This window comes from Nonomuraea sp. NPDC059023, from assembly GCF_042740095.1.
In the GTDB taxonomy this organism is placed as follows: domain Bacteria; phylum Actinomycetota; class Actinomycetes; order Streptosporangiales; family Streptosporangiaceae; genus Nonomuraea.
In genome coordinates this window covers 1-20,378 of the sequence record NZ_JBHYIO010000008.1, presented here as the reverse complement: position 1 = coordinate 20,378, position 20,378 = coordinate 1, and the positions used below count along the sequence as shown (strand labels likewise).

Genomic DNA, 20,378 nt, shown 5'->3' with positions numbered 1-20,378 from the left:
GCCGAGGGAGCGCGCGTTGGAGGAACCGTGGCCTCGATTACCGGAATGATCAGGAATCTCCTGGACCGTCCAGGAGGGGTGAACCTGAGCCCGTACATGAAGATCGTCAAGACGGCGAACACCCGCGCCGACCGGATCGGCAAGCTCGACGAGCTGCCCGAGCCGTCCATGGACGATCTGGCCGAGTTCTGCGCCGTCGCCCGCGAGGCCGCCGACCGGACGCTCGGCCTGCGGCCGTACGACGTGCAGTTGCTCGGCACGCTCGCGCTCCTCCACGGTCACGTCGCCGAGATGGCGACCGGCGAGGGCAAGACCCTGTCCGGCGCGATGGCGGCGGCCGGGTACGCCCTGCAGGGCAAGCGCGTGCACGTGATGTCGGTCAACGACTATCTGGCCAGGCGTGACGCCGAGTGGATGGCGCCCTTCTACGAGGCCATGGGCGTCAGCGTCGGCTGGATCGGGCAGAACTCCACTCCCGAGGAGCGCCGCGCCGCCTACTCCCGCGACGTCACCTACGGCCCGGTCAGCGAGATCGGCTTCGACGTGCTGCGCGACCGGCTGCGTACCGACGCGGCGGCGATCGTGGTGCCGGAGCCCGAGGTGGCGCTGATCGACGAGGCGGACTCGGTGCTCGTGGACGAGGCCCGGGTGCCGCTCGTGATGGCGGGGGCGGCCGACGAGGGCAGCGCCGTACCGGAGATGGCGGCGCTCGTGCGCACGCTGGTGCGCGGCTACCACTACGAGATCGACGAGGGCGCGCGCAACGTCTACCTGACGCCGAAGGGCGCCGACAGCGTGGAGAACATCCTCGACGTCGAGCTCTACGACGAGAACGAGCCGGGCACGCTCATCGAGCTGAACCTGGCCCTGCACGCCCACGCGCTGCTGGCCAAGGACGTCGACTACATCGTGCGCGACGGCAAGGTCCAGCTGATCAACCCCTCGCGCGGCCGGGTGGCGCTGCTGCAGCGCTGGCCGGACGGTCTTCAGGCGGCTGTGGAGGCCAAGGAGGCGCTGCCGCCCAGCGAGAAGGGCGAGATCCTCGACTCGCTCACCATCCAGGGCCTGATCAAGCGTTATCCCAAGATTTCCGGCATGACCGGCACGGCGGTCGCGGTCAGCGAGCAGCTCGGCGAGTTCTACGGCCTGAAGGTCGCCGTCATCCCCCCCAACACCCCCGCCATCCGCGAGGACGAGCCCGACCGGATCTACCCGACCGTGCCCGACAAGGACGCGGCGCTGGTCGAGGAGATCCAGGAGGCGCACGCCACCGGCCGCCCGATCCTCATCGGCACCCTTGACGTGGCCGAGTCGGAGAACCTCGCCAAGCTCCTGCAGCGCCGTAACCTGGAGCCCGTCGTCCTCAACGCCAAGAACGACGCGGAAGAGGCGGCGATCATCGCCAGGGCCGGCGAGCGCGGCGCCATCACGGTCTCCACCCAGATGGCCGGCCGCGGCACCGACATCCGCCTGGGCGACGGCGTGGCCGAGCTCGGCGGCCTGTACCTGATCGGCTCCGGCCGCCACGTCAGCAGCCGCCTGGACGACCAGTTGCGCGGCCGGGCCGGCCGCCAGGGCGACCCGGGCGGCTCGGTCTTCTTCGTCAGCATGCAGGACGACCTGATCACCCAGTTCGTCCCGGACGAGCGCCCGCCCGCCGCCGACCCCGACGGCCTGGTACGCCACCGCCGCGGCGCCTACCTGGTCGGCCACGCCCAGCGGGTGGCCGAAGGCGTCAACCTGGAGATCCACCGCAACACCTGGCGCTACACCCGGCTGCTTGAACACCAGCGCGAGCTGATCCTGGAGTGGCGCGACAAGGTCCTCCACACCGACTCCGCCGCCAAGGCGCTGGCCGAGGCCGACGCCGAGCGCTGGGACTCGCTGCCCGAGGACACCCGCGAGGAGACCGCGCGCCAGATCGTCCTGCACGCGATCGACACCTGCTGGACCGAGCACCTGGCCTTCCTCACCGACCTGCGCGAGGGCATCCACCTGCGGGCGCTCGGCCGGATGAGCCCGATCGACGAGTTCCACCGCGAGGCGGTCGCGGAGTACAAGTCGCTGCAGGCCGAGATCGAGCGGCGCTCGCTGGAGGCGTTCGAGTCGCCGGAGCCCGACCTGAAGCGCCCCTCCGCCACCTGGACCTACCTGGTGCAGGACAACCCGTTCGGCACCGAGTGGGACCGCATTCTCAAGCGCGTCACCTCCGCCGCCCGCCGCGGCTAGACACGGCGGAAACTTGCAAGACCGGTCCGGCGGCGGGCGGGAAGGATGGGGTCATGACCGTTGACCTGACCGCCGCCGCCGACTTCATGGCCACGCACGCGCGTGTCCTGGACCGGCGGCGCTTCGATGTCCTGCTCGGCTCCGGCGACCCCGCCGGCCTTCTGTCCGCGGTGGACGCCTACCGCAACCCGGACGGCGGCTACGGCTGGGGCCTGGAGCCCGACCTGCGTTCCCCGGAGAGCCAGCCGGGCGCCGCCCTGCACGCCTTCGAGGTGTTCGCCGAGATCGCCCCGATCGTCGCCGTCCAGGCGGAGCAGCTGTGCGACTGGCTGGAGACGGTGACGCTGCCCGACGGCGGCCTGCCGTTCTCGCTGCCGCTGACCGTGCGGGCGGGCACCGCCCCGTGGTGGGGCGGCGGCGACGCCACGACCTCCTCGCTGCAGATCACCGCCGTGAGCGCGGCGGCGGCCCTGCGCGTCCCGTCGGTGGCGGGGCATCCGTGGCCGGCCCGCGCGATCCGCTACTGCCTGGACGCCGTCCGCGCGCTGGACTCCCGCCCTCACGCCTACGTGCTGTCCTTCGCCATCCGCTTCCTGGACGCCGTCCACGACCGCGAGCCCGAGGCCGCCGCCCTCCTGGACGGCCTGGCCAAGCTGATCCCGGACAGCGGCGAGATCCCCGTGGAGGGCGGGACTGCCGACGAGAAGCTCACCCCGCTCGACCTGGCCCCGTACCCCGATCGCCCGGCGCGTGCCCTGTTCACGCCGGCCCAGATCGAGGCCGACCTCGACCGGCTGGCCGCCGCGCAGAAGGCGGACGGCGGCTGGACCGTCGAGTACGCGAAGATCTCGCCCGCCGGAGCCCTGGAGTGGCGCGGCGTCGCCACCGTCAACGCCGTGGACGTTTTGCGGCGCAACGGCCGCCTCTGAGACCCTGGCCCGATGACCGAACGCCCTGTCGTCGTGCCCCATGATCCCGCCTGGCAAGGGGAGGCGGCGCGCCTGTGCGCCGACCTCCGGCGCGCGCTCGGGCCGGTGGCCATACACGTGGAGCACATCGGCAGCACCTCGATCCCCGGCATGGCGGCCAAGCCGCTGTTCGATCTCCAGGTCAGCGTCCTCGACCTGGACGAGGCCGAGCGGGTCTTCGGCGGGCCCCTGGAGGCGCTGGGGTTCACGATGTCGCCGTACCGGCGCGACCACGTGCCCGCCGGGCTGGAGGACGACCCCGCCAGGTGGGCCAAGCGGCTCTGGACCCGGCGGGGGCGCCCCGGTGACGAGGTCAACCTGCACGTGCGGGTGCTCGACGCGCCCAACGACCGCCTGGCGCTGCTGTTTCGCGACTGGTTCCGGGCGCATCCGGCGGCCGTACCGGCTTATGCGGACTTCAAGCGGCGGCTGGCCGGGGCGGTGCGTGAGACGGGCGAGTACGCCGACGTCAAGGATCCGGTCGTGGACCTGGTCATCGTGGTCGCCGAGGCGTGGGCGGACGAGACCGGCTGGACGGCCCACCCTTAGGGCTTACGGGCCACGCCGCCCAGCAGGAGTTCCTCCCAGGTCTCCAGCGGCCCGGGACTGCCCTCGGGACGCCAGTGGGGAAGGTGGACGAGGCCGGGGCTGACCATGTCCAGCCCGTCGTAGAAGCGGTTGATCGACTCGGCGGTGCGGAAGCGGCCGGTCCCCATCGTGGCGTGCAGCATCGCCTCCAGCGCCTTCGCCTTGGGGTTGTAGGAGGTCATCATGTTGGACGCGGCCAGGTAGCTGCCGCGCGGCAGCGCCTCCATGTACTGCTTGACCAGCCCGTGCGGGTCGTCCTCGTCGGGGAACAGGTGCAGCAGGCTCATCATGAGCAGGCCCACCGGCCGGGAGAAGTCGATCAGGTCGAGCAGGTCGGGGTCGCCGAGCACGGCGTCCACGTCCGTGGCGTCCGCGGTGATGGCCGTGGCGCGCAGGTTGGTACGCAGGATCGAGCGGGCGTGCGGCTCCACCATCGGGTCGAGGTCCACGTAGACGACGCGGGCCTCGGGGTTGGCGAACTGGGCGACCTCGTGGGTGTTCTCGATCGTCGGCAGGCCCGCGCCCAGGTCGATGAGCTGGGTGACGCCGGCGTCGCGCACCAGATGGTCGGTGACCCGGCCGACGAAGGAGCGGTTGCACCAGACGAGGCTGACCACCTCGGGGACCGCGGCGGTCAGGCGTTCCGCCACGGCCCGGTCCACGGTGAAGTTCTCGGTGCCGCCCAGCAGCGCGTCGTATACACGAGCCACGCTCGGCCGGGTGGCATCGACCCCGGGTGGAATCCATTCGTTGATCATGGGCGGCTCCGCCGAAGTTCCGTTGCCGCGGATCGTATCCAGACTCCGGCCGGTATGTCAGCGCCTCTGCGGGGTAGCGCCCGAGCATGACGGACACTTCTCACGGCGAGTCCCACAAAGAACGGGTGGATCGCGAGCTGACCGAGTTGCTGCAGGGCCTGCGCGTCGCGGTCACCGGGGTTCAGGTGCTCTTCGCCTTCCTGCTGACGGTTCCCTTTCAGCAAGGCTTCGGCAAAGTGGACACCGTAGGCCTGTGGCTGTTCTTCATCGCGCTCATGGGCGCCGCGATGGCGTCGGTGTGCTTCATCACGCCCGCGGCGCAGCACCGGGTGTTCTTCCGCACCGGGCTCAAGGAGCGCATGATCAAACGCGCCAACTCGCTGGGCATCGCGGGAGCGGCGTTTCTGCTGGTCGCCATGACCGCGGCCGTGGCCATGGTGGCCGAAGTGGTGCTGAACGCCTGGCCGGCCACCTTGTTCGGCGGCGCGGTGGCACTCACCGCCGGGTGGTTCTGGCTCATCCAGCCCATCACGGACATCTATCGCACCAAGGGCACGTTAGAGGAGAAGTCCTGAGGGCAGCAGCAGGTCCATGGCTACATTGCTCTGGATCATCGCCGTCATCCTCGTCGTCGCCGGGATCTACGTCATCCTGGCCCGGCGGGACATCCTGTGGGGCATCGTCCTCATCGTGCTGGGATTCCTCGTGGGTCCCGGCGGAGTCAGCATCTTCAATGTGTGAGGTAGGCGGGCCGGACAGAACCGGCCCGCCTACCCTCACCTCACAACCGTTTCAGCCGCTTCCCAGGTCCTCAGGTAGGCCTCGGCCCCCTGAGCCATGTCCTGGACGAACGCGTCGCCGGCCAGCGACCTGATGTCCTCGATCCAGTCGGGCACCAGGCCGTAGTTGGCGACGCCGTCCACGTTGTAGTCCCATGTCCGCTGTCCCGTGCTGTGCCGGTCGAAGCTGACCGAGCCGTCGTGGGAGTGGAAGGGGTACGCCACCGCGCTGCCGGCCCGGGGACCCGGCAGCTTGCCCAGCCCGTTGGCGTCGAGGCCGTACCCGAACCCGGGGCGGCCCGCCGCGTCGCGCAGGGGCTTGGTCTCGCGCCAGGCGTCGGCGAACCCCTCGGCCCCGTGGCCGTATGAGGTGACCATGCCGCCGAGCCGGTAGATCCGCTGGTAGTTGAGGGCGTCGGTCCAGCTGTGCGAGGAGATCACGCCCGCGTAGCCGGCCTGCTCCAGGAGGGTGAGCGTCCGGTCGGCGGCCTTGACGCTCATGTGGTCCACCTCGATGAGCATGCCGCGGCTCATCATGCCCTTGACCATGTGCTCACCGAGTGAGGTGAGCCCGCGTCTGTTGCAGTGCGGCCCCGGCGGGTAGACGGGCAGGCTGACGCCGGGCGGCAGCCAGCGGGCCAGTTCGGGCGGGAGCACCGCGGGCGAGATCGTGTTGTCGCGCTGCGGTCCCGTGCACGCCTCCGTCTGCCAGAAGCGGCCCGACGACAGGAAGTTGCCCAGGTTGACGATGACGCCCTGGGTGCCGGAGTCGAAGCGGACGCCGCACAGGGCGTTGTCGTACTTGTGGCAGACGAACATGGAGCGGACGCCGAGCTGGTACATCTCATCCAGGCCCCGGTCGATCTGGGCCTTGGTGCAGTGGGGGATGCCGAGCGTCTGCCGGCAGCCGAACGGCTCGGAGGTCTCGATGCCGAGCACCACGGCGAGCTTCCCGGCGGCGATGACAGAGCGGGCCTCGGCCGGGCTCCTGACCACGCGGAACCAGCCCTGGCCGGGGCCGCCGCTCTGCTGGTCGATGTAGTCCTGCATCTCGAACGTACGGCGGGCCTCCAGGCGGATGGAGCCCATCTCGTCACAGGGGTTGGTCTTCAGCGGGTAGATCTCGCAGAGCTGGCGGTTGGCCACGAGGTCGTTCACCATGATCCGCAGCCCGCCGCGCCAGGCGCGCTCGATCCAGGTGTAGTAGGCCTGCTGGTGGGTCAGCGAGTCGTGCGCCGGCCAGCTCTTGAACGTGGGCCAGCCGACCGGGTCGTGGGTGCCGGTCGGCTGTCCGGTGCGGGTGAAGTTCTCGAACCAGGCGGCTTCGCCGTTCGGGAAGTGGTCGAGGCAGTCGACCAGAGCCCTGGCGATGCCGCCCGGATCGAACGGCTTGCCGCAGAGCAGCTTGCCGCCGAACGCTTCGTAGGACATCAGATGGCTGTGCGCGTCGATGAAGCCGCTCACGGGCTGCTCGCTGCGGGATGACGCGGGGGCGGGTAACGCGAGCAGGGCGATGGCGACCAGGACGGCGAGTATGCGGCTGATCACGCCCTCAGCGTGGGCTCCTTACAGACGCCAGTCAAGACCCAATGTGAGTCCTACTCGCTATTTTGGGTCCGCCGGATCCAGATAGACCTCGCCACCCCTCTCAGTGAACTCCACCGCCTTCTCCGCCATGCCCGCCTGAATGGCCGCGGAGTCCGTCAATCCATGTTCCTCCGCATATTTCCGGACATCGTGGGTGATCTTCATCGAACAGAACTTCGGCCCGCACATACTGCAGAAATGCGCGGTCTTGGCGGGCTCGGCCGGGAGCGTCGCGTCGTGGAACGACCGGGCCGTCACCGGGTCCAGCGACAGGTTGAACTGGTCCTCCCAGCGGAACTCGAAGCGGGCGTCCGACAGCGCGTCGTCCCACTCCTGCGCCCGGGGGTGCCCCTTGGCGAGGTCGGCGGCATGGGCCGCGATCTTGTAGGTGATGACGCCGGTCTTGACATCGTCCTTGTCCGGCAGGCCCAGATGCTCCTTGGGGGTGACGTAGCAGAGCATGGCGGTGCCGTACCAGCCGATCATCGCGGCGCCGATGCCCGAGGTGATGTGGTCGTAGCCCGGCGCGACGTCGGTCACCAGCGGGCCCAGCGTGTAGAACGGGGCGTCGTCGCAGATCTCGCGCTGCAGGTCCACGTTCTCCTTGATCTTGTGCATGGGCACGTGGCCGGGCCCCTCGATCATGACCTGCACGTCGTGCGCGCGGGCGATCTTCGTCAGCTCGCCCAGCGTGCGCAGCTCAGCGAACTGCGCCTCGTCGTTGGCGTCGGCGATCGAGCCGGGCCGCAGGCCGTCCCCGAGCGAGAAGGCCACGTCGTAGCTCGCCAGCAGCTCGCACATCTCCTCGAAGTGCTCGTAGAGGAAGCTCTCCCGGTGGTGGGCCAGGCACCACGCCGCCATGATCGAGCCGCCGCGCGAGACGATGCCGGTCTTGCGCCGCGCGGTCAGCGGCACGTACGCCAGCCGTACCCCCGCGTGCACGGTCATGTAGTCGACGCCCTGCTCGCACTGCTCGACCAGCGTGTCCCGGTAGACCTCCCACGACAGGTCGGCCGCCACGCCGCCGACCTTCTCCAGCGCCTGGTAGATCGGGACGGTCCCGATCGGCACCGGCGCGTTCCTGATGATCCACTCGCGGGTGGTGTGAATGTTGCGGCCGGTGGACAGGTCCATCACGGTGTCGGCGCCCCACCGGGTGGCCCAGGTCATCTTCTCCACCTCCTCGGAGATCGAGGAGGCGACCGCGGAGTTGCCGATGTTGGCGTTGATCTTCACGTGGAAGTTGCGGCCGATGACCATCGGCTCGCTCTCCGGATGGTTGACGTTGGCCGGGATGATCGCCCGACCGGCCGCCACCTCCTTGCGCACGAACTCGCCGCTCACTCCTTCCCTGACCGCGACGAACTCCATCTCCTTGGTGACCACGCCCCGCCGCGCGTAGGCGAGCTGGGTCACCGGCGCCCCGGTGGCCCGCAGCGGCTTGCGCCCGTCGCCGGGGAAGACCTCGGTGTTCGCGCGGGCCCAGGCCTGCTGCTCCTTGAAGCCGTCGTCGATGGGCCGCACCTGGCGGCCGCCGTAGCGGGCGACGTCGCCGCGTTCGAGCACCCACACCTCCCGCGACCGCGGCAGGCCCCGCGTGATGTCGGGGTTGTCCGGCCCGGAGGTGTCGTACAGCTCCACCGACGTCCCGTTCGACAGGTGCACCCGCCGCATGGGGACCCGCAGATCACCGAGATGGATCTTGGAAAAGCGCGCGTCACTCATCGCGCAAACTCCCTTCGCCGGCATTACCCGGATCAGGTTCTGGCGGTCGGCGGCTGCTCCAGCCGTCCTCTCAGCCCGTTGCACCGGGCTCCCGCGTTCGGACCGCGCCACCGTACCCCGGCGACCCGGGGTACGCACAAGACCCTTTACAGCGGCGGCTCGTCGATCCGCCGCCTCTCCTCGTAGACCGTCGTCGTACGGCGCGCGTGCGGGTCCTCGTAGATCGGCTCCTCGATCACCCTGCGGGTAACGTGCATCCGGTACAGACCGAACAGCAACCCGGCCAGACCACCGATCATGAGGACGACGCCGATCACATTGATGTCAAGACCGGCGAGGTCGAACTCGACCGCCCAGGTCAGGATCGCGCCGAGCATGATGAGGATGATGCCTCCGGCGATTGTCATAATGCACCTCCAGAGGAAACACCTATCCCCATGTCGAAGAACAAACCTGTCGTCGTGATCGGGCTCATGGGCTCGGGCAAGACGACCGTCGGCAAACTGCTGGCCCGCGAGCTGGGCGTGCCGCTCAGCGACAGCGACCCGTACCTGCGCGGACGCTACGGCGCCAGCGCCGCCGAGATCGCGAAGGCGGAGGGCGCGGACGTGCTGCACCGGAGGGAGGCCGAGCACGTGCTCCACGCGCTGACCGAGCCGCCCCAGGTGATCGCGGCGGCGGCCAGCACCGTGGAGGACCCGCGGGTACGCGAGGCGCTGCGCGCGGCCTTCGTGGTCTGGCTGGACGCCCCCGACGAGATCCTGGCCCAGCGGATGCGCTCGTCCGACCACCGCCCGGAGTTCTCGCCCTCCGCCATGCGGGCGCGGCGCGGGCCGTACTTCCTGCAGCTCGCCGACCTGCGGCTCGACGTCTCCACGGCCACCCCGGAAAACACGGCGACAACCATTTACGAGGCTCTATAAATTAGGGAAATGTTCGCGAACAAACCCACCCTCGCCGGTGACCGGGTGACCCTCGTACCCGTCGGGCCCGAGCACGTCGAGGGCCTGATCGAGCTGTGCGACGACCCCGAGGTCGCCCGGCTCACGGGCTCCCACACCCACGACGGGATCTCCCCCAAGGCGGCCCTGGAGTGGTACACCACGCGACGCGACCACGAGGACCGGCTCGACCTGGCCATCATGGCCGCGGACGGGTACGTCGGCGAGGTCGTGCTCAACGAGCTCGACAAGGACAACCTGTCGTGCAACCTGCGCATCGCGCTGGTCGGCGCGCGGGCGTTCGGCAAGGGTTACGGCACCGAGGCCATCCGCCTGGTGCTCGGCCACGCCTTCGCCACGACCCCTCTGCACCGCATCGAGCTGGGCGTATACGATTTCAACGACCGCGCCAAACACGTCTACGAGAAGGTCGGCTTCGTGCGGGAGGGCGTGCAGCGTGACGCGCTGCTGTGGGAGGGACAGTGGTACGACTCGGTGACGATGTCCGTGCTGCGGACGGAGTGGAAACCCCTGTCATAATGATCATGACGCACGGGTCCCTCGAGGCGCGCGAGGGACCTGTGACGTTGCCGCTGCCAACCAATTCCGCGTTGTGCGCATCTAAGGGGCAGTGACGATGCGCTTGGTGCCCGGTGACCCCGAACGGCTTGGCGGCTACTGGCTGGCCGGCCGGCTCGGCGCGGGCGGCCAGGGCGTCGTCTACGACGCCTACGACGCCGAGGGCCGCCGCTTCGCGGTGAAGGTCCTGCACGGCGGGCTGAGCGGGCAACTGGCCAAGGAGGCGGCGGCGACCGGCCGGGTGGCCTCCTTCTGCACCGCCCGCGTGGTCGAGGCCAGGCTGGACGCCGAGCGGCCGTACATCGTCAGCGAGTTCGTCGAGGGCCCCAACCTGCGCCAGGCGCTCGAACGCCACGGCCCCTACGCCGGCGACTCCCTGCTCAGGCTGGCCGTCGCGCTGGCCACCGCGCTGGCCGCCGTCCACAGCTCGGGCGTGGTGCACCGCGACCTCAAGCCGGAGAACGTGCTGCTCGGTCCGGACGGGCCGCGGGTGATCGACTTCGGCGTCGCGCGTACCACCGACGGGGCGAGCACGAGCTTCATCGGCGGCACCCCCACCTACATGGCGCCCGAGGTCTTCACCGGCCGCCGCGCCGGGCCGCCCGCCGACGTGTTCGCCTGGGGCGGGGTGGTGCTGTTCGCCGCCACCGGCGAGGACCCGTTCCAGGCCGAGAGCCTCGGCGGCGTCATGCACCGGGTGCTCACGGTCGACCCCGACCCCGGCGACCTGGCCGAGCCGCTGCGCTCGCTGGTCGCCCGCGCGCTGGCCAAGGACCCCGCCGCGCGCCCCACCGCACCCGAACTGCTGCTCGGGCTGCTGGGCAGCGCGGAGCCGAGCGCCGGCGCGGAGCTGGCGGCCGAGGTCAAGCCGCCGGACGGCCTCGGCGGCGAGCGGCCGCTGGGCGAGGTCGCCGAGGAGGTCTACGCCGCGCTCACCCCCGAGCAGCAGCGCGCCGTGCCCGGCCTGCTGCTGCGGATGCTCGACGGCGAGACGCTCCGCCGCATCCCGCGCGACGAGGCCGAGGACCTCGGCGTGCTGGCCCACTTCGCGGAGGCCGGTCTCCTGGTACGGCGCAGCCTCAAGGTCGCCCCCGAGGACACCGAGACCGGCAAGCTCGTGGCCGTCTCCGACGACCTGGTCGCCCCGGCCAGCGCCGCGCTCTACCACGCCTGGCCCAGGCTGCGCTCCTGGGTGGCCGACGACCGCGACGGCCTGGCCGTGCACGGCAGGCTGCGCGGCGCCGCCCTCCACTGGCAGGCCCACCGCCGCCGCGCCGCCGACCTCTACCACGGCAGCGCCCTGGACACCGCGCTCGGCTGGGCCGCCACCACCCGCCGCCACCTGGACCTCAACGCCCTCGAACGCGACTTCCTCGACCGCAGCGCCGCCCAGGCCAGGCGGCGCGGGCGCCGGCGCGGGCTGGCCCTGGCCGCGATGGCGGCGCTGCTGGCGGTCGCCGTCTCGGCGTCGGTGCTGGCCGTACGGCAGAGCCAGGACCTCAGCGAGCAGCTCGCGCAGGCCAACGCGCGGGCGGTGGCGGCCAGGGCGGAGGCGATGCGCGCGACGGACCCGCGGGCGGCGATGCGGCTGAGCGTGGCGGCCTGGAGCCTGTCGCCGGTCTTCGAGGCCAGGACCGCGCTGCAGCATTCGCTGGCCCAGCCGGAGGTGAGCGTGTTCACCGATCCGGAGATCGTGCCGTCGGCCGCCTACCACCTGGCCTTCGACGGCAAGAGCCTGCTCAAGCGGGCCGGCGACCAGGTCGTCACCTGGGACATCGCCACCGGCAGGGCGACCGGCCGGGCCAGGGTGCCGGGCGGGCAGGTCGAGGCGATCAGCGACGACGGCGCCAGGGCGGCCGTCTCCGACGGCTCGACGGTACGCACGGTCGAGCTGGCCACGGGCAGGCAGGTCGGCGCCGCCCGCCCGCAGGGCGACGCGGTGGAACTGCTGGCCGGCGGCCGCTTGCTGGCCCTGTCCGCCGGGGGCAGGACCGAGCTCTACCCCGCCGACGGCGCGCCGCTCCCGCTCGATCTGACGGGCCGGACCTACGCCGTCTCCCGCGACGGCCGCTGGGCCGCGCTGGGCTCCGCCGAGGACGGCGGCCGGGTCGAGCTGTGGGACCTGCGCTCCCGCAAGCGCACCGCCACCGTGCAGGTGGACGTGCCGGTCGCCAAGAGCGGGGCGGAGCTGCCACTGGCCTTCAGCCCGGACGGCTCCCAACTGGCCGTCACCGGCGCCACGGGGATCACGCTCGTCGACACCGCCACCGGCGGGCGCCGCCTGCTGCCGAGCAGGGGCGGCTCGCTGCTGCCCGTGGTCTTCAGCCCGGACGGCAGGTTCCTGGCCGAGCGGCTGGAGGACCAGGCCCAGCTCTGGCGGGTGGCCGACGCCGGCATCCTCGGCCAGTACCCCGTCAGGCAGGCCGATGCCGCGCTCGCCTTCTCCGGCGACGGCCGCGCGCTGCGCTACGTGAAGGGCTCGGGCTCGGTCGTCTCCGTCGACGTCTCCAGCGCCGTCGAGCTGACGCCCGACGAGGAGGCCGTCAGCATGGGCATGGCCCGGCTCTCCCCCGGCGGCAGGGTGACCGCGCTGCAGGTCTCCGGCGCGATCAAGCTCACCGACGCGCTCAAGAAGCAGCCGATCGGCCGCATCCAGGGCACCGGCGACCTCGCCTTCGACGACGGCGGCACCCTGCTGGCCGTCGCCGCCGACCCGGTCGTGATCTGGGAAGTGGCCGCCGGCCGCCGCGTCAACGCCATCGACACCGGCCACGAGCCCTCCGCCGTACGGCTGTCGCCCGACGGCGGCACGCTCGCGGTCGTGCGCGGGCCGGACATCGACCTGTGGAGCGTGCGCGACGGCCGCAAGACCCGCACGCTGTCCGGCGTGGGCAGCTCCGCGCTGGCCTTCAGCCCCGACGGCAGGACCCTGGCCGCCGGCGCCGACCTGGTCGAGCTGAGCAGCGGCCGGGTCACCCGCGACCCCGCCGGGGTGCGCAACCTGGCGCCCGACGCCGTCGCCTTCAGCCCCGACGGCCGCACGCTCGGCTACGTGCTCGGCGAGGACGGCCGCATGCTCCTGTGGGACCTGACGGCCCGCAAGGGCCGGACGGCGCCCGTCTCCTCCGGCGCCCTGCACCTGCGCTTCTCCCCCGACGGCAGGCTGCTGGCCGTCGGCGGCGAGCGGGTGGAGCTCTGGGAGGCGGACTCGCTGCGCGAAGTCGGCCAGGCGCCGGTGGACGCCTACCCCGCCGACATGGCCTTCAGCGACGACGGGCGGCGGCTGTTCGTCGTGCAGCCCGGCGGCGAGGTGCAGCAGTCGCCGATCGACCCGCTGCTGGCGGCCGAGCAGGTGTGCGCGCGGGCGGGCGGCGCGCTCAGCGAGGCCGAGTGGGCGAAGCTCATCCCCGAGGCCTCCTACCGCAGCAGTTGCTGATCCGGCGACAAGTACGCCACCAGAGGACGGAAAGAGCGGGGGCTCATGCTGACCGCATGAGCACCGTACAGATCCCCACGTTCACGCCTCGCCGCGGCGGCGGGCAGGAGCCCGAGCCCAACCTGACCTCGATGTACGTCATCCACCGGGCCATGCTCGCCGACCTGCGGCGGCTGACCGCCCTGCTCGCCCGGCCCGGGTCGCTGGGCGTCGCGCGGGTCGCGGTCCTGCGCGAGTACGTCTCCAGCCTGCTCGTCGAGATCGACCACCATCACGCCAACGAGGACGACCTGCTGTGGCCCATCATCGAGAGCACCGCCGGGCGGGCCGTGGACCTCAACCCGTTCACCGACGATCACCAGATGCTGGAGCCGCTGCTGAACCGCTGCCGCGGCGCCGTGCACGGCGACCCGGCCACGCTCGGGAGCGAGCTGGCGGAACTGCTCGCGCTGCTCGACGAGCACATCGCCGAGGAGGAGTCCGACCTGTTCCCGATCGTCTCCCGGTTCGTGCCGCACCACGCGTACGCGTGGGTGGAGAAGCAGGTGGCCAAGCGGGCCACGCTCAAGGAGCTGACCTTCACCGTGCCGTGGCTGGCCCGCTACGCCACCAAGCAGGAGATGGACGGGCTGCTGGCCGACGCGGGCGCGCCGTTCCGCGTGCTGCTGGCCCTCACCCGGGGCCGCTACGCCCGGCGCGAGCGGCTGCTGTTCGGCTGACCGCCGAGGCGGGCGCGGGCGGCGGCGATCCAGGGGGCCACGCCCGCCCGCTCCGCTATCTCCAGGGCGTGCTGATAGTGCTGGTCCGCGGGACGGCCCAGGTGGGCGGCCACGTCACCGAGGACCTGAGCCGTGGGCCAGACGGCCAGGTAGCCGGTGCCGCCCACGGGCTGGGCCGCCACGGGCAGCAGGTCGGTGTAGGCCGACTCCATGCGCGGCCGGTCGTCGAGCGCGATGCCGAGCAGGGCGCGGACGGCGGTGAGGAAGTGCCAGAAGTAGTCGCGCCTGATCGGCTTCGGCGGGCCGGACAGCGTGGCCCGCGCCTCGTCCGCGCGGCCCGCGTGGCACAGGGCCAGCGCGTGGAGCTCGGTGACCTGGTCCCGCCAGGGTTCGTAGCCGGTCCAGGGCTCGATCTCGGGCAGCAGCGGGGAGACGTCGCCGCGCATCAGGTGCATGCCGTACAGGGCCAGCAGGAGCACGCCGGCCTCGTGCTGCCACATGCCGAGGCGGCCGGCCTGCCTGGCGGCGGCGCGGTAGCGGCGCTCCGCCTCGGTGTAGTCCTCGGCCAGGGCCGCGCGCAGGCCGCGGTAGAAGCCGGCCACGGCCTCGGGCAGCGCGAGGCCGTGGCGGGTGGCCCGCGCGGCGTGGTGGTCGGCGGCGGCGAAGTCGGCGCGGCCGGTGGCGCTCTGCATGAGCATCAGGTGGGCCACCACCTCCAGGGTGCCGTCGGCCTCGGCGATGGTGAGCAGTTCGCGGCCGATCTCCTCGCGCTCGGCCAAGCCGTCGTAGCGGAAGCTCTCGTGGTGGCGGCCGTTCAGCGCCAGGGTCAGCAGGCCGGGGTCGCCCAGGCGGCGGGCCATGGCGACGGCCTCCCGGGAGGCCAGGTAGCCGCGTTCGGTGGGTTCGCCCTCCAGCTCGAAGGCGAGCGTGGTCAGCAACTGGCAGCGGGCCCTGCCGTCGCCGGAAGGCAGCGACTCCAGCGCCGACTCGACCGCGGCGAGCAGGTCCGTGTCGAGCCCGCCGTACTCCCTGCTGCTCCAGAACATCGGCACGTCGAAGGAGACGATCACCCGCGCCAGCGGCTCGGGATCGCCGAGCGGCAGCGCCTCGCGCACCGCCCTGGTGCGGTGGGTGCGGGCCTCGACCAGCCGCCCGTCGTTGGCCAGGGCGGAGACCTTCGCCAGCGTGAGCTCCAGGCGTTCGCGGGCGGTGCCGTCGAAGCCGTCGAGCGCGTGCTGCCACAGCTCGGCCGCCTGCGCGAAGGCGAAGCGCCGCTCGGCCTGCCGCGCGGCGAGCCTGGCATAGTGAACGGCTTTCGCCCGCTCCGCGGCGGCGAGGTAGTGGTGGGCCAGGGCGGCCACGTCGTCCGGCTCGTGTTCCTCGATCGCGCGGGCGACCTTGCCGTGCAGCCGCGCCCGGCGGATGCGTGACAGGTCGTCGTAGAGCGTGTCGCGGATGAGCACGTGGGCGAAGCGCAGCCGGCCCGCCTCCGGCTCGGTCAGCAGCCCGGTGACCAGGCCGGACTCGATGGCCTCCAGCACCGCCTCCTCGTCGCCGCCGCTGACGGCGGTGAGGACGGCGACGCCGCTCTCCCTGCCGATGACCGCGCCGTGCCGCAGGATGGTCCGCGCCTGCGCGGGCAGGCGGGCCAGGCGGCGGCGCAGCACCTCCCGCACGCCCGCGGGGACGGCGACCGTGCCCTCGGAGTCGAGCAGCCGCGCGGTCTCCCTGACGAAGAACGGGTTGCCGCCGGTGCGTTCGGCGATCGCGGCGACCGCCTCGGGCGCGGCCGGGCGTGCGCAGGTGACCCGGACCAGTTCGGCCACCTCGTCCCGCGACAACCCGCCCAGCTCGACGCGCAGCGGTCCGTGGGCGGCGATCGCGGCCAGGGCGTCGGCCAGGCGTTCGCTGGGCTCGGTGTGGCGGTAGGAGCCGATCACCAGGAGGCGGGCGGCGGTGTTCTCGGCGATGACGTGGGTGAGCAGGGCGAGCGTCTCGGCGTCGGCGCGGTGCAGGTCGTCCAGGACGATCAGGAGCGGCTGCCTGGCCGCCGCCGCGCCCGCGAAGGCGGCGACCGCGCGGTGCAGCCGGAAGCGCGCGGTGGCCGCGTCGCCCCGGACCGCGGCGTCGCGCAGCAAGGGAGCCAGCGCCTCGGGGTCGTCGGGCGGTACCCTGGCGGCCAGCTCCCGCAGCAGCTCGGCCCAGGCCCAGCCGGGCGGCGCGCCCTCGTGCTCGGGGCAGCGTCCCCAGCCGGCCGCCCATCCCTCCGCCACGAGCCGGGTCCTGACCTGCTCGATGAAGGCCGTCTTGCCCGCGCCGGGCTCCCCGCTGACCAGCACGACCCCCGCGGGCAGCGCGAGCACGCCGGCCAGCTCCCCGCGCCTGCCCACGTACGGCCGCACCGGCACGACCGGCCGCTCGGGCGGCGCGGCGGGGGCGGGCCGGTCGCTGAGATGGGCGGCCTGGGCGAGGATGTCCTCCTCCAGCCGCCGCAGCTCGGGCCCGGGATCGACGCCGAGTTCCTCCACCAGGTGGGCGCGGGCCCGCCGCAGCGCCCCCAGCGCCTCTCCCTGCCGCCCGCATCGGTACAGGGCCCGCGCCAGCAGCGCCCACGCCCCCTCGCGCAGGGGGTACGCGCCGACGAGCCCCTCCAGATCCGGTACGGCCCGCGCCGCCCCGCCCTGCCCGATCAGCTCCCCCGCGTGCCGTTCGACGGCCGAGGCGCGCAGCTCGTCCAGCCTGGCCGCCTCGGCGTCGGCCCACGCCAGACCGGCGAACTCCTGGTAGGCGGGCCCGCGCCACAGCGCGAGCGCCTCGGCCAGCGTCGTGGCGTCGGCCGACGGGTCACGCACCAGGCTCTCGAACCGCCAGGCGTCCACGGCGCCGGCGGGCAGCCGTACCGCGTAGCCGGGCGGTACCGTCACCAGCACCCCGCCGGTGGAGCGTGGCGAGCGGCCGGGTTCGAGCGCCCGGCGCAGGTTGGAGATGTAGCTCTGGACGGCGGCCAGCGCCTTGGGCGGCGCCTCGTCGGCGTAGAGGTCGTCGATGAGCCGGTCCACGGGCACCACCTGGCCGCCGGCGGCCAGCAGCCTGGCCAGGACCGAGCGCTGCCGCGGCCGTCCCAGCACCAAGGGCTCATCGTCGACGTGGACGGTGAGCGGGCCGAGCACCTGGAAGGTCAGCACAACACCGCCACCGTACCCAGAATCGCGGAAGCGGACATGCCGCGATTGCCTCTACGGTAGGGCCATGGATCCCGTCCTCAGCCTCCGGGCGCTCAACCGGGCCGCGATGGAGCGGCAACTGCTGCTGCGCCGTACGGACCTGTCGGTGGTCGAGGTGGTCGAGCACCTGTTCGGCCTGCAGGCGCAGACCCCGCACACCTGGTACGCCGGGCTGTGGAACCGGATCGAGGGGTTCGACCCGCTGGCCGCCTCCGCGCTGCTGGACAACCGTGAGCTGGTCAGGATCGCGCTGCAACGCTCGACCATCCACCTGGTCACGGCCCGCGACTGCCTGGCGCTGCGGCCCCTGCTGGACCCGGTGGCCGAGCGGGGCACCAGGACGACCTTCGTCAGGCGGCTGTCCGGCGTCGACCTCGACGAGCTGGCGGTGGCCGGTCGCGCGCTCGTGGAGGAGCGGGCGCTGAGCTTCGCCGAGCTGGGCAAGGCGCTGGCGGAGCGCTGGCCGGGCAACGACCCGCACGCGCTGAGCCAGGTCGTGCGCTGGCTGGTGCCGCTGGTGCAGGTGCCGCCGCGCGGCCTGTGGGGGCGTAGCGGGCCGATCGCGCACACCTCCGCCGAGTCGTGGCTGGGGAACTCCGAGCCGCCGATGTCCGCCGAGGAGATGGTGCGGCGGTATCTGCGGGCGTTCGGTCCGGCCTCGGTGAAGGACGTGCAGACCTGGTCGGGGCTGACCCGGCTGGCCGACGTGGTCAAGGGCATGGATCTGGTGCGTTACCGCGCCGAGGACGATCGCGTCCTGTACGACCTGCCGGACATGACCCTGCCGTCCGCCGATGTTTCGGTGCCCGTGCGGCTCATGTATGACTTCGACAACGTCTTCCTCGGATACGCCGACCGGACGAGGTTCATCACCCCGCGGGCCCTTGAGGTGGGCGGCGCGTTCGTCAAGGCCAACGTCCAGTGGCGGCTCATCCTGGTGGACGGGTTCACCGCGGGCGACTGGACGGTGAGCACCGAGAAGGGCGCCTCGACGCTCACGATCCACCAGTGGAAGCCGTTCGCCCCCGCCGACCTGCGGGCGGCCGAGGAGGAAGGGGCGAGGCTGCTGGAGTTCCTCGCCCCCGGCGACCGGCACGAGATCGCCGCCGTGCTCGGCGCGTCACGCTCCTAGCTCTTCACGCAATCAGCTCTTCACGCGATCAGCTCTTCACCGCACCGCCCAAGCCCGAGACGAGCCTGCGCTGGACCACCACGAAGAAGATCAGCACGGGGATCGTCATCAGCGTCGAGGCGGCCATGATCCCGCCCCAGTCGTTCTCGTCGGGCTTGAAGAAGACGAGCAGCGCCGAGGGCAGGGTCTGGTTCTCCTTGGCGGAGATGATGAAGGTCCTGGCGAAGATGAAGTCGTTCCACGCGGTGATGAAGGAGAACACGCTGGTCGCCACGAGCCCCGGCGCGACCAGCGGGAACAGGATGCGCCAGAGCACCGTGGCCCGGCCGGCCCCGTCGATCATGGCCGCCTCCTCCAGCGCCTCCGGCACCGCCGCCACGAACCCGCGCATCATCCAGATCGCGAACGGCAGCGAGAACGCGAGCTGCACCAGCACCAGCGCGCCCAGCGTGTTGAGCAGCTGAAGGTCGCGCACCACGAAGAACAGCGGGATCGTGAGCGCCTCCACCGGCACCATCTGCGCGATCAGGAACATGATCAGCACGGTGGTCCTGAAGCGGAAGTTGAAGCGCGTCACCGCCACCGCCGCGAGGAAGGCGATCAGGGCCGACAGCACCACCACGGCCAGCGCCACCAGCGCGCTGTTGAGGAGGTAGCGGGCGAAGCCCTCGCCGGTCAGGACCCGGGCGAAGTTCTCCAGGGTCGGATGGGCCGTCCACGGGCGTACGTCCAGCGACTGGATCTCACCGGCCGGCTTCAGCGCCGACAGCGCCATCCAGTAGAGCGGGAAGGCCGTGAGCAGCGCGACCACCAGCGCCACCGCGTTGGCGATCCAGCGGCCCCTCACAGCTTCTCCCCCGTCCGGTAGAGCGCGCGGATGTAGACCAGCGTCACCGCCAGCAGGATCAGCGCCATCACCACCCCGATCGCGGCCCCGAGGCCGTACTCCGACGAGCCGAAGGCCGTCTGGTAGGCGTAGACGTTGAGCACGGTGTTCTGGCCCGCGATCCCGCCTCCGTTGGTCATGACGTAGATCTGCGTGAAGATCTTGAAGTCCCAGATGATCGACTGGATCACCACGATCGTCACCAGCGGCCTGAGCATCGGCATCGTCACGCGCCAGAAGGTGCCCACCGCGGAGGCGCCGTCCAGGGCCGCGGCCTCCAGGACCTCGCCGGGGATCGCCTTCATCCCGGCGTACAGGGTCACCATCACGAACGGGAACGAGTGCCACACGACCGTGGCCCCGACCACGCCGAACGTCACCCACTTGTCGTAGAACCAGTTGTAGCCGTCGAGCCCGAGCACCTGGTTGACCAGGCCCAGGTCGGCGTCGAACAGGAACATCCACACGGTCGAGCCGGTGATCGCCGGGGCCGCCCACGCGCCGAGCGCCGCCAGCGACAGCGTGGTGCGCGCCCACGGCGCGGCCTTGTCCATGACGATCGCGAGCGCGGCGCCGACGACGAGCGTCGCCAGCACCAGCGCCGCCGCGAAGACCACCGTCTGGACGAGCACACTCCAGAAGCGCTCGTCCGACAGAAGCCTCGCGTAGTTCCCGAACCCCAGGAACCGGGTCGGCTCCCCGCCGCTGACCTGGGCCTGCCGGTAGTCGAAGACCGACAGCAGGCCCAGCATGTACAACGGGTAGCCGAACATCGGCCCGAGCACGGCCGCCGTGGGCAGCAGGTACACCCACGGCCTGGCTCGTGA

Annotated in this window: 17 protein-coding genes and 1 riboswitch; of the genes, 10 read left to right on the top strand and 7 right to left on the bottom strand. The window is 71.9% G+C overall.

Annotated features, from left to right (window positions below):
* The first annotated feature begins 45 nt into the window (after nt 1-45).
* The 3 genes from secA2 to ACFWYW_RS15810 are packed head-to-tail and all read left to right on the top strand — an operon-like array spanning nt 46 to nt 3,746.
* A complete protein-coding gene (secA2, locus tag ACFWYW_RS15820; protein ID WP_379612309.1) occupies nt 46-2,229 on the top strand; it encodes an accessory Sec system translocase SecA2 in 2,184 nt (727 codons plus the stop codon).
* 53 nt (nt 2,230-2,282) lie between these two features.
* Nucleotides 2,283-3,158, top strand: coding sequence for a hypothetical protein (locus ACFWYW_RS15815; protein ID WP_379612310.1), 876 nt, complete (start codon nt 2,283-2,285; stop codon nt 3,156-3,158).
* Between the two features lie 12 nt (nt 3,159-3,170).
* The gene (locus tag ACFWYW_RS15810) at nt 3,171-3,746 is read left to right on the top strand and encodes a GrpB family protein (protein WP_379612311.1); all 576 of its coding nucleotides are present in this window, start codon (nt 3,171-3,173) and stop codon (nt 3,744-3,746) included.
* Here the strand turns inward: ACFWYW_RS15810 and ACFWYW_RS15805 are convergent.
* Nucleotides 3,743-4,543: an SAM-dependent methyltransferase gene (locus ACFWYW_RS15805; protein ID WP_379612312.1), complete on the bottom strand. Its 801-nt coding sequence runs from the start codon at nt 4,541-4,543 to the stop codon at nt 3,743-3,745. The two genes, ACFWYW_RS15810 and ACFWYW_RS15805, sit on opposite strands and share 4 nt — an antisense overlap.
* 86 nt (nt 4,544-4,629) lie before the next feature.
* Between ACFWYW_RS15805 and ACFWYW_RS15800 the strand changes: the two genes are divergently transcribed.
* Nucleotides 4,630-5,118 (top strand): DUF6328 family protein, encoded by a 489-nt coding sequence (locus ACFWYW_RS15800; RefSeq protein ID WP_379612313.1) that lies wholly within the window; start codon nt 4,630-4,632, stop codon nt 5,116-5,118.
* A 16-nt stretch (nt 5,119-5,134) separates the two neighbouring features.
* Nucleotides 5,135-5,284, top strand: coding sequence for a GPGG-motif small membrane protein (locus ACFWYW_RS15795; RefSeq protein WP_181019798.1), 150 nt, complete (start codon nt 5,135-5,137; stop codon nt 5,282-5,284).
* Nucleotides 5,285-5,319: 35 nt separating this feature from the next.
* Here the strand turns inward: ACFWYW_RS15795 and ACFWYW_RS15790 are convergent, their stop codons facing one another.
* The 3 genes from ACFWYW_RS15790 to ACFWYW_RS15780 form a co-directional block, all read right to left on the bottom strand.
* Nucleotides 5,320-6,870, bottom strand: a complete 1,551-nt coding sequence (locus tag ACFWYW_RS15790; protein ID WP_379612314.1) for a Coagulation factor 5/8 type domain-containing protein — start codon at nt 6,868-6,870, stop codon at nt 5,320-5,322.
* Nucleotides 6,871-6,927: 57 nt separating this feature from the next.
* On the bottom strand, nt 6,928-8,634 hold the full coding sequence (gene thiC / locus ACFWYW_RS15785; RefSeq protein WP_379612315.1) for a phosphomethylpyrimidine synthase ThiC: 1,707 nt from the start codon (nt 8,632-8,634) through the stop codon (nt 6,928-6,930).
* Nucleotides 8,627-8,739, bottom strand: a riboswitch (TPP riboswitch). It overlaps the preceding gene by 8 nt.
* 41 nt (nt 8,740-8,780) lie before the next feature.
* A complete protein-coding gene (locus tag ACFWYW_RS15780) occupies nt 8,781-9,041 on the bottom strand; it encodes a DUF6458 family protein (protein ID WP_379612317.1) in 261 nt (86 codons plus the stop codon).
* 30 nt (nt 9,042-9,071) lie between these two features.
* On the opposite strand from ACFWYW_RS15780, the gene ACFWYW_RS15775 reads away from it, so the two are divergent.
* The 4 genes from ACFWYW_RS15775 to ACFWYW_RS15760 all read left to right on the top strand — a co-directional run bounded on the left by ACFWYW_RS15775 (nt 9,072) and on the right by ACFWYW_RS15760 (nt 14,309).
* Nucleotides 9,072-9,557, top strand: coding sequence for a shikimate kinase (locus ACFWYW_RS15775; RefSeq protein ID WP_379612318.1), 486 nt, complete (start codon nt 9,072-9,074; stop codon nt 9,555-9,557).
* Between the two features lie 9 nt (nt 9,558-9,566).
* The gene (locus tag ACFWYW_RS15770) at nt 9,567-10,115 is read left to right on the top strand and encodes a GNAT family N-acetyltransferase (RefSeq protein WP_379612319.1); all 549 of its coding nucleotides are present in this window, start codon (nt 9,567-9,569) and stop codon (nt 10,113-10,115) included.
* Between the two features lie 97 nt (nt 10,116-10,212).
* Complete coding sequence (locus tag ACFWYW_RS15765) at nt 10,213-13,590, top strand: protein kinase (protein ID WP_379612525.1); 3,378 nt, start codon at nt 10,213-10,215, stop codon at nt 13,588-13,590.
* Between the two features lie 56 nt (nt 13,591-13,646).
* Complete coding sequence (locus ACFWYW_RS15760) at nt 13,647-14,309, top strand: hemerythrin domain-containing protein (RefSeq protein ID WP_379612321.1); 663 nt, start codon at nt 13,647-13,649, stop codon at nt 14,307-14,309.
* Here the strand turns inward: ACFWYW_RS15760 and ACFWYW_RS15755 are convergent.
* Nucleotides 14,276-17,494 (bottom strand): BTAD domain-containing putative transcriptional regulator, encoded by a 3,219-nt coding sequence (locus ACFWYW_RS15755; RefSeq protein ID WP_379612322.1) that lies wholly within the window; start codon nt 17,492-17,494, stop codon nt 14,276-14,278. The two genes, ACFWYW_RS15760 and ACFWYW_RS15755, sit on opposite strands and share 34 nt — an antisense overlap.
* Nucleotides 17,495-17,558: 64 nt before the next feature.
* Between ACFWYW_RS15755 and ACFWYW_RS15750 the strand changes: the two genes are divergently transcribed.
* Nucleotides 17,559-18,665 (top strand): winged helix DNA-binding domain-containing protein, encoded by a 1,107-nt coding sequence (locus ACFWYW_RS15750; protein ID WP_379612324.1) that lies wholly within the window; start codon nt 17,559-17,561, stop codon nt 18,663-18,665.
* 28 nt (nt 18,666-18,693) lie between these two features.
* On the opposite strand, the gene ACFWYW_RS15745 is transcribed toward ACFWYW_RS15750, so the two are convergent.
* On the bottom strand, nt 18,694-19,512 hold the full coding sequence (locus ACFWYW_RS15745) for a carbohydrate ABC transporter permease (RefSeq protein WP_379612325.1): 819 nt from the start codon (nt 19,510-19,512) through the stop codon (nt 18,694-18,696).
* A partial coding sequence (locus tag ACFWYW_RS15740; RefSeq protein WP_379640992.1) for a carbohydrate ABC transporter permease occupies nt 19,509-20,378 on the bottom strand: 870 nt, incomplete at its 5' end. The genes ACFWYW_RS15745 and ACFWYW_RS15740, both read right to left, overlap by 4 nt.

Bases quoted from the DNA above. Each gene is read 5' to 3' on its own strand.
- ACFWYW_RS15815 (WP_379612310.1), top strand. From the start codon at position 2,283: ATGACCGTTGACCTGACCGCCGCCGCCGACTTCATGGCCACGCACGCG.
- thiC (WP_379612315.1), bottom strand. From the start codon at position 8,634: ATGAGTGACGCGCGCTTTTCCAAGATCCATCTCGGTGATCTGCGGGTC.
- ACFWYW_RS15770 (WP_379612319.1), top strand. From the start codon at position 9,567: ATGTTCGCGAACAAACCCACCCTCGCCGGTGACCGGGTGACCCTCGTA.
- ACFWYW_RS15775 (WP_379612318.1), top strand. From the start codon at position 9,072: ATGTCGAAGAACAAACCTGTCGTCGTGATCGGGCTCATGGGCTCGGGC.
- secA2 (WP_379612309.1), top strand. From the start codon at position 46: ATGATCAGGAATCTCCTGGACCGTCCAGGAGGGGTGAACCTGAGCCCG.
- ACFWYW_RS15810 (WP_379612311.1), top strand. From the start codon at position 3,171: ATGACCGAACGCCCTGTCGTCGTGCCCCATGATCCCGCCTGGCAAGGG.
- ACFWYW_RS15800 (WP_379612313.1), top strand. From the start codon at position 4,630: ATGACGGACACTTCTCACGGCGAGTCCCACAAAGAACGGGTGGATCGC.
- ACFWYW_RS15750 (WP_379612324.1), top strand. From the start codon at position 17,559: ATGGATCCCGTCCTCAGCCTCCGGGCGCTCAACCGGGCCGCGATGGAG.
- ACFWYW_RS15780 (WP_379612317.1), bottom strand. From the start codon at position 9,041: ATGACAATCGCCGGAGGCATCATCCTCATCATGCTCGGCGCGATCCTG.
- ACFWYW_RS15805 (WP_379612312.1), bottom strand. From the start codon at position 4,543: ATGATCAACGAATGGATTCCACCCGGGGTCGATGCCACCCGGCCGAGC.
- ACFWYW_RS15760 (WP_379612321.1), top strand. From the start codon at position 13,647: ATGAGCACCGTACAGATCCCCACGTTCACGCCTCGCCGCGGCGGCGGG.
- ACFWYW_RS15795 (WP_181019798.1), top strand. From the start codon at position 5,135: ATGGCTACATTGCTCTGGATCATCGCCGTCATCCTCGTCGTCGCCGGG.
- ACFWYW_RS15765 (WP_379612525.1), top strand. From the start codon at position 10,213: ATGCGCTTGGTGCCCGGTGACCCCGAACGGCTTGGCGGCTACTGGCTG.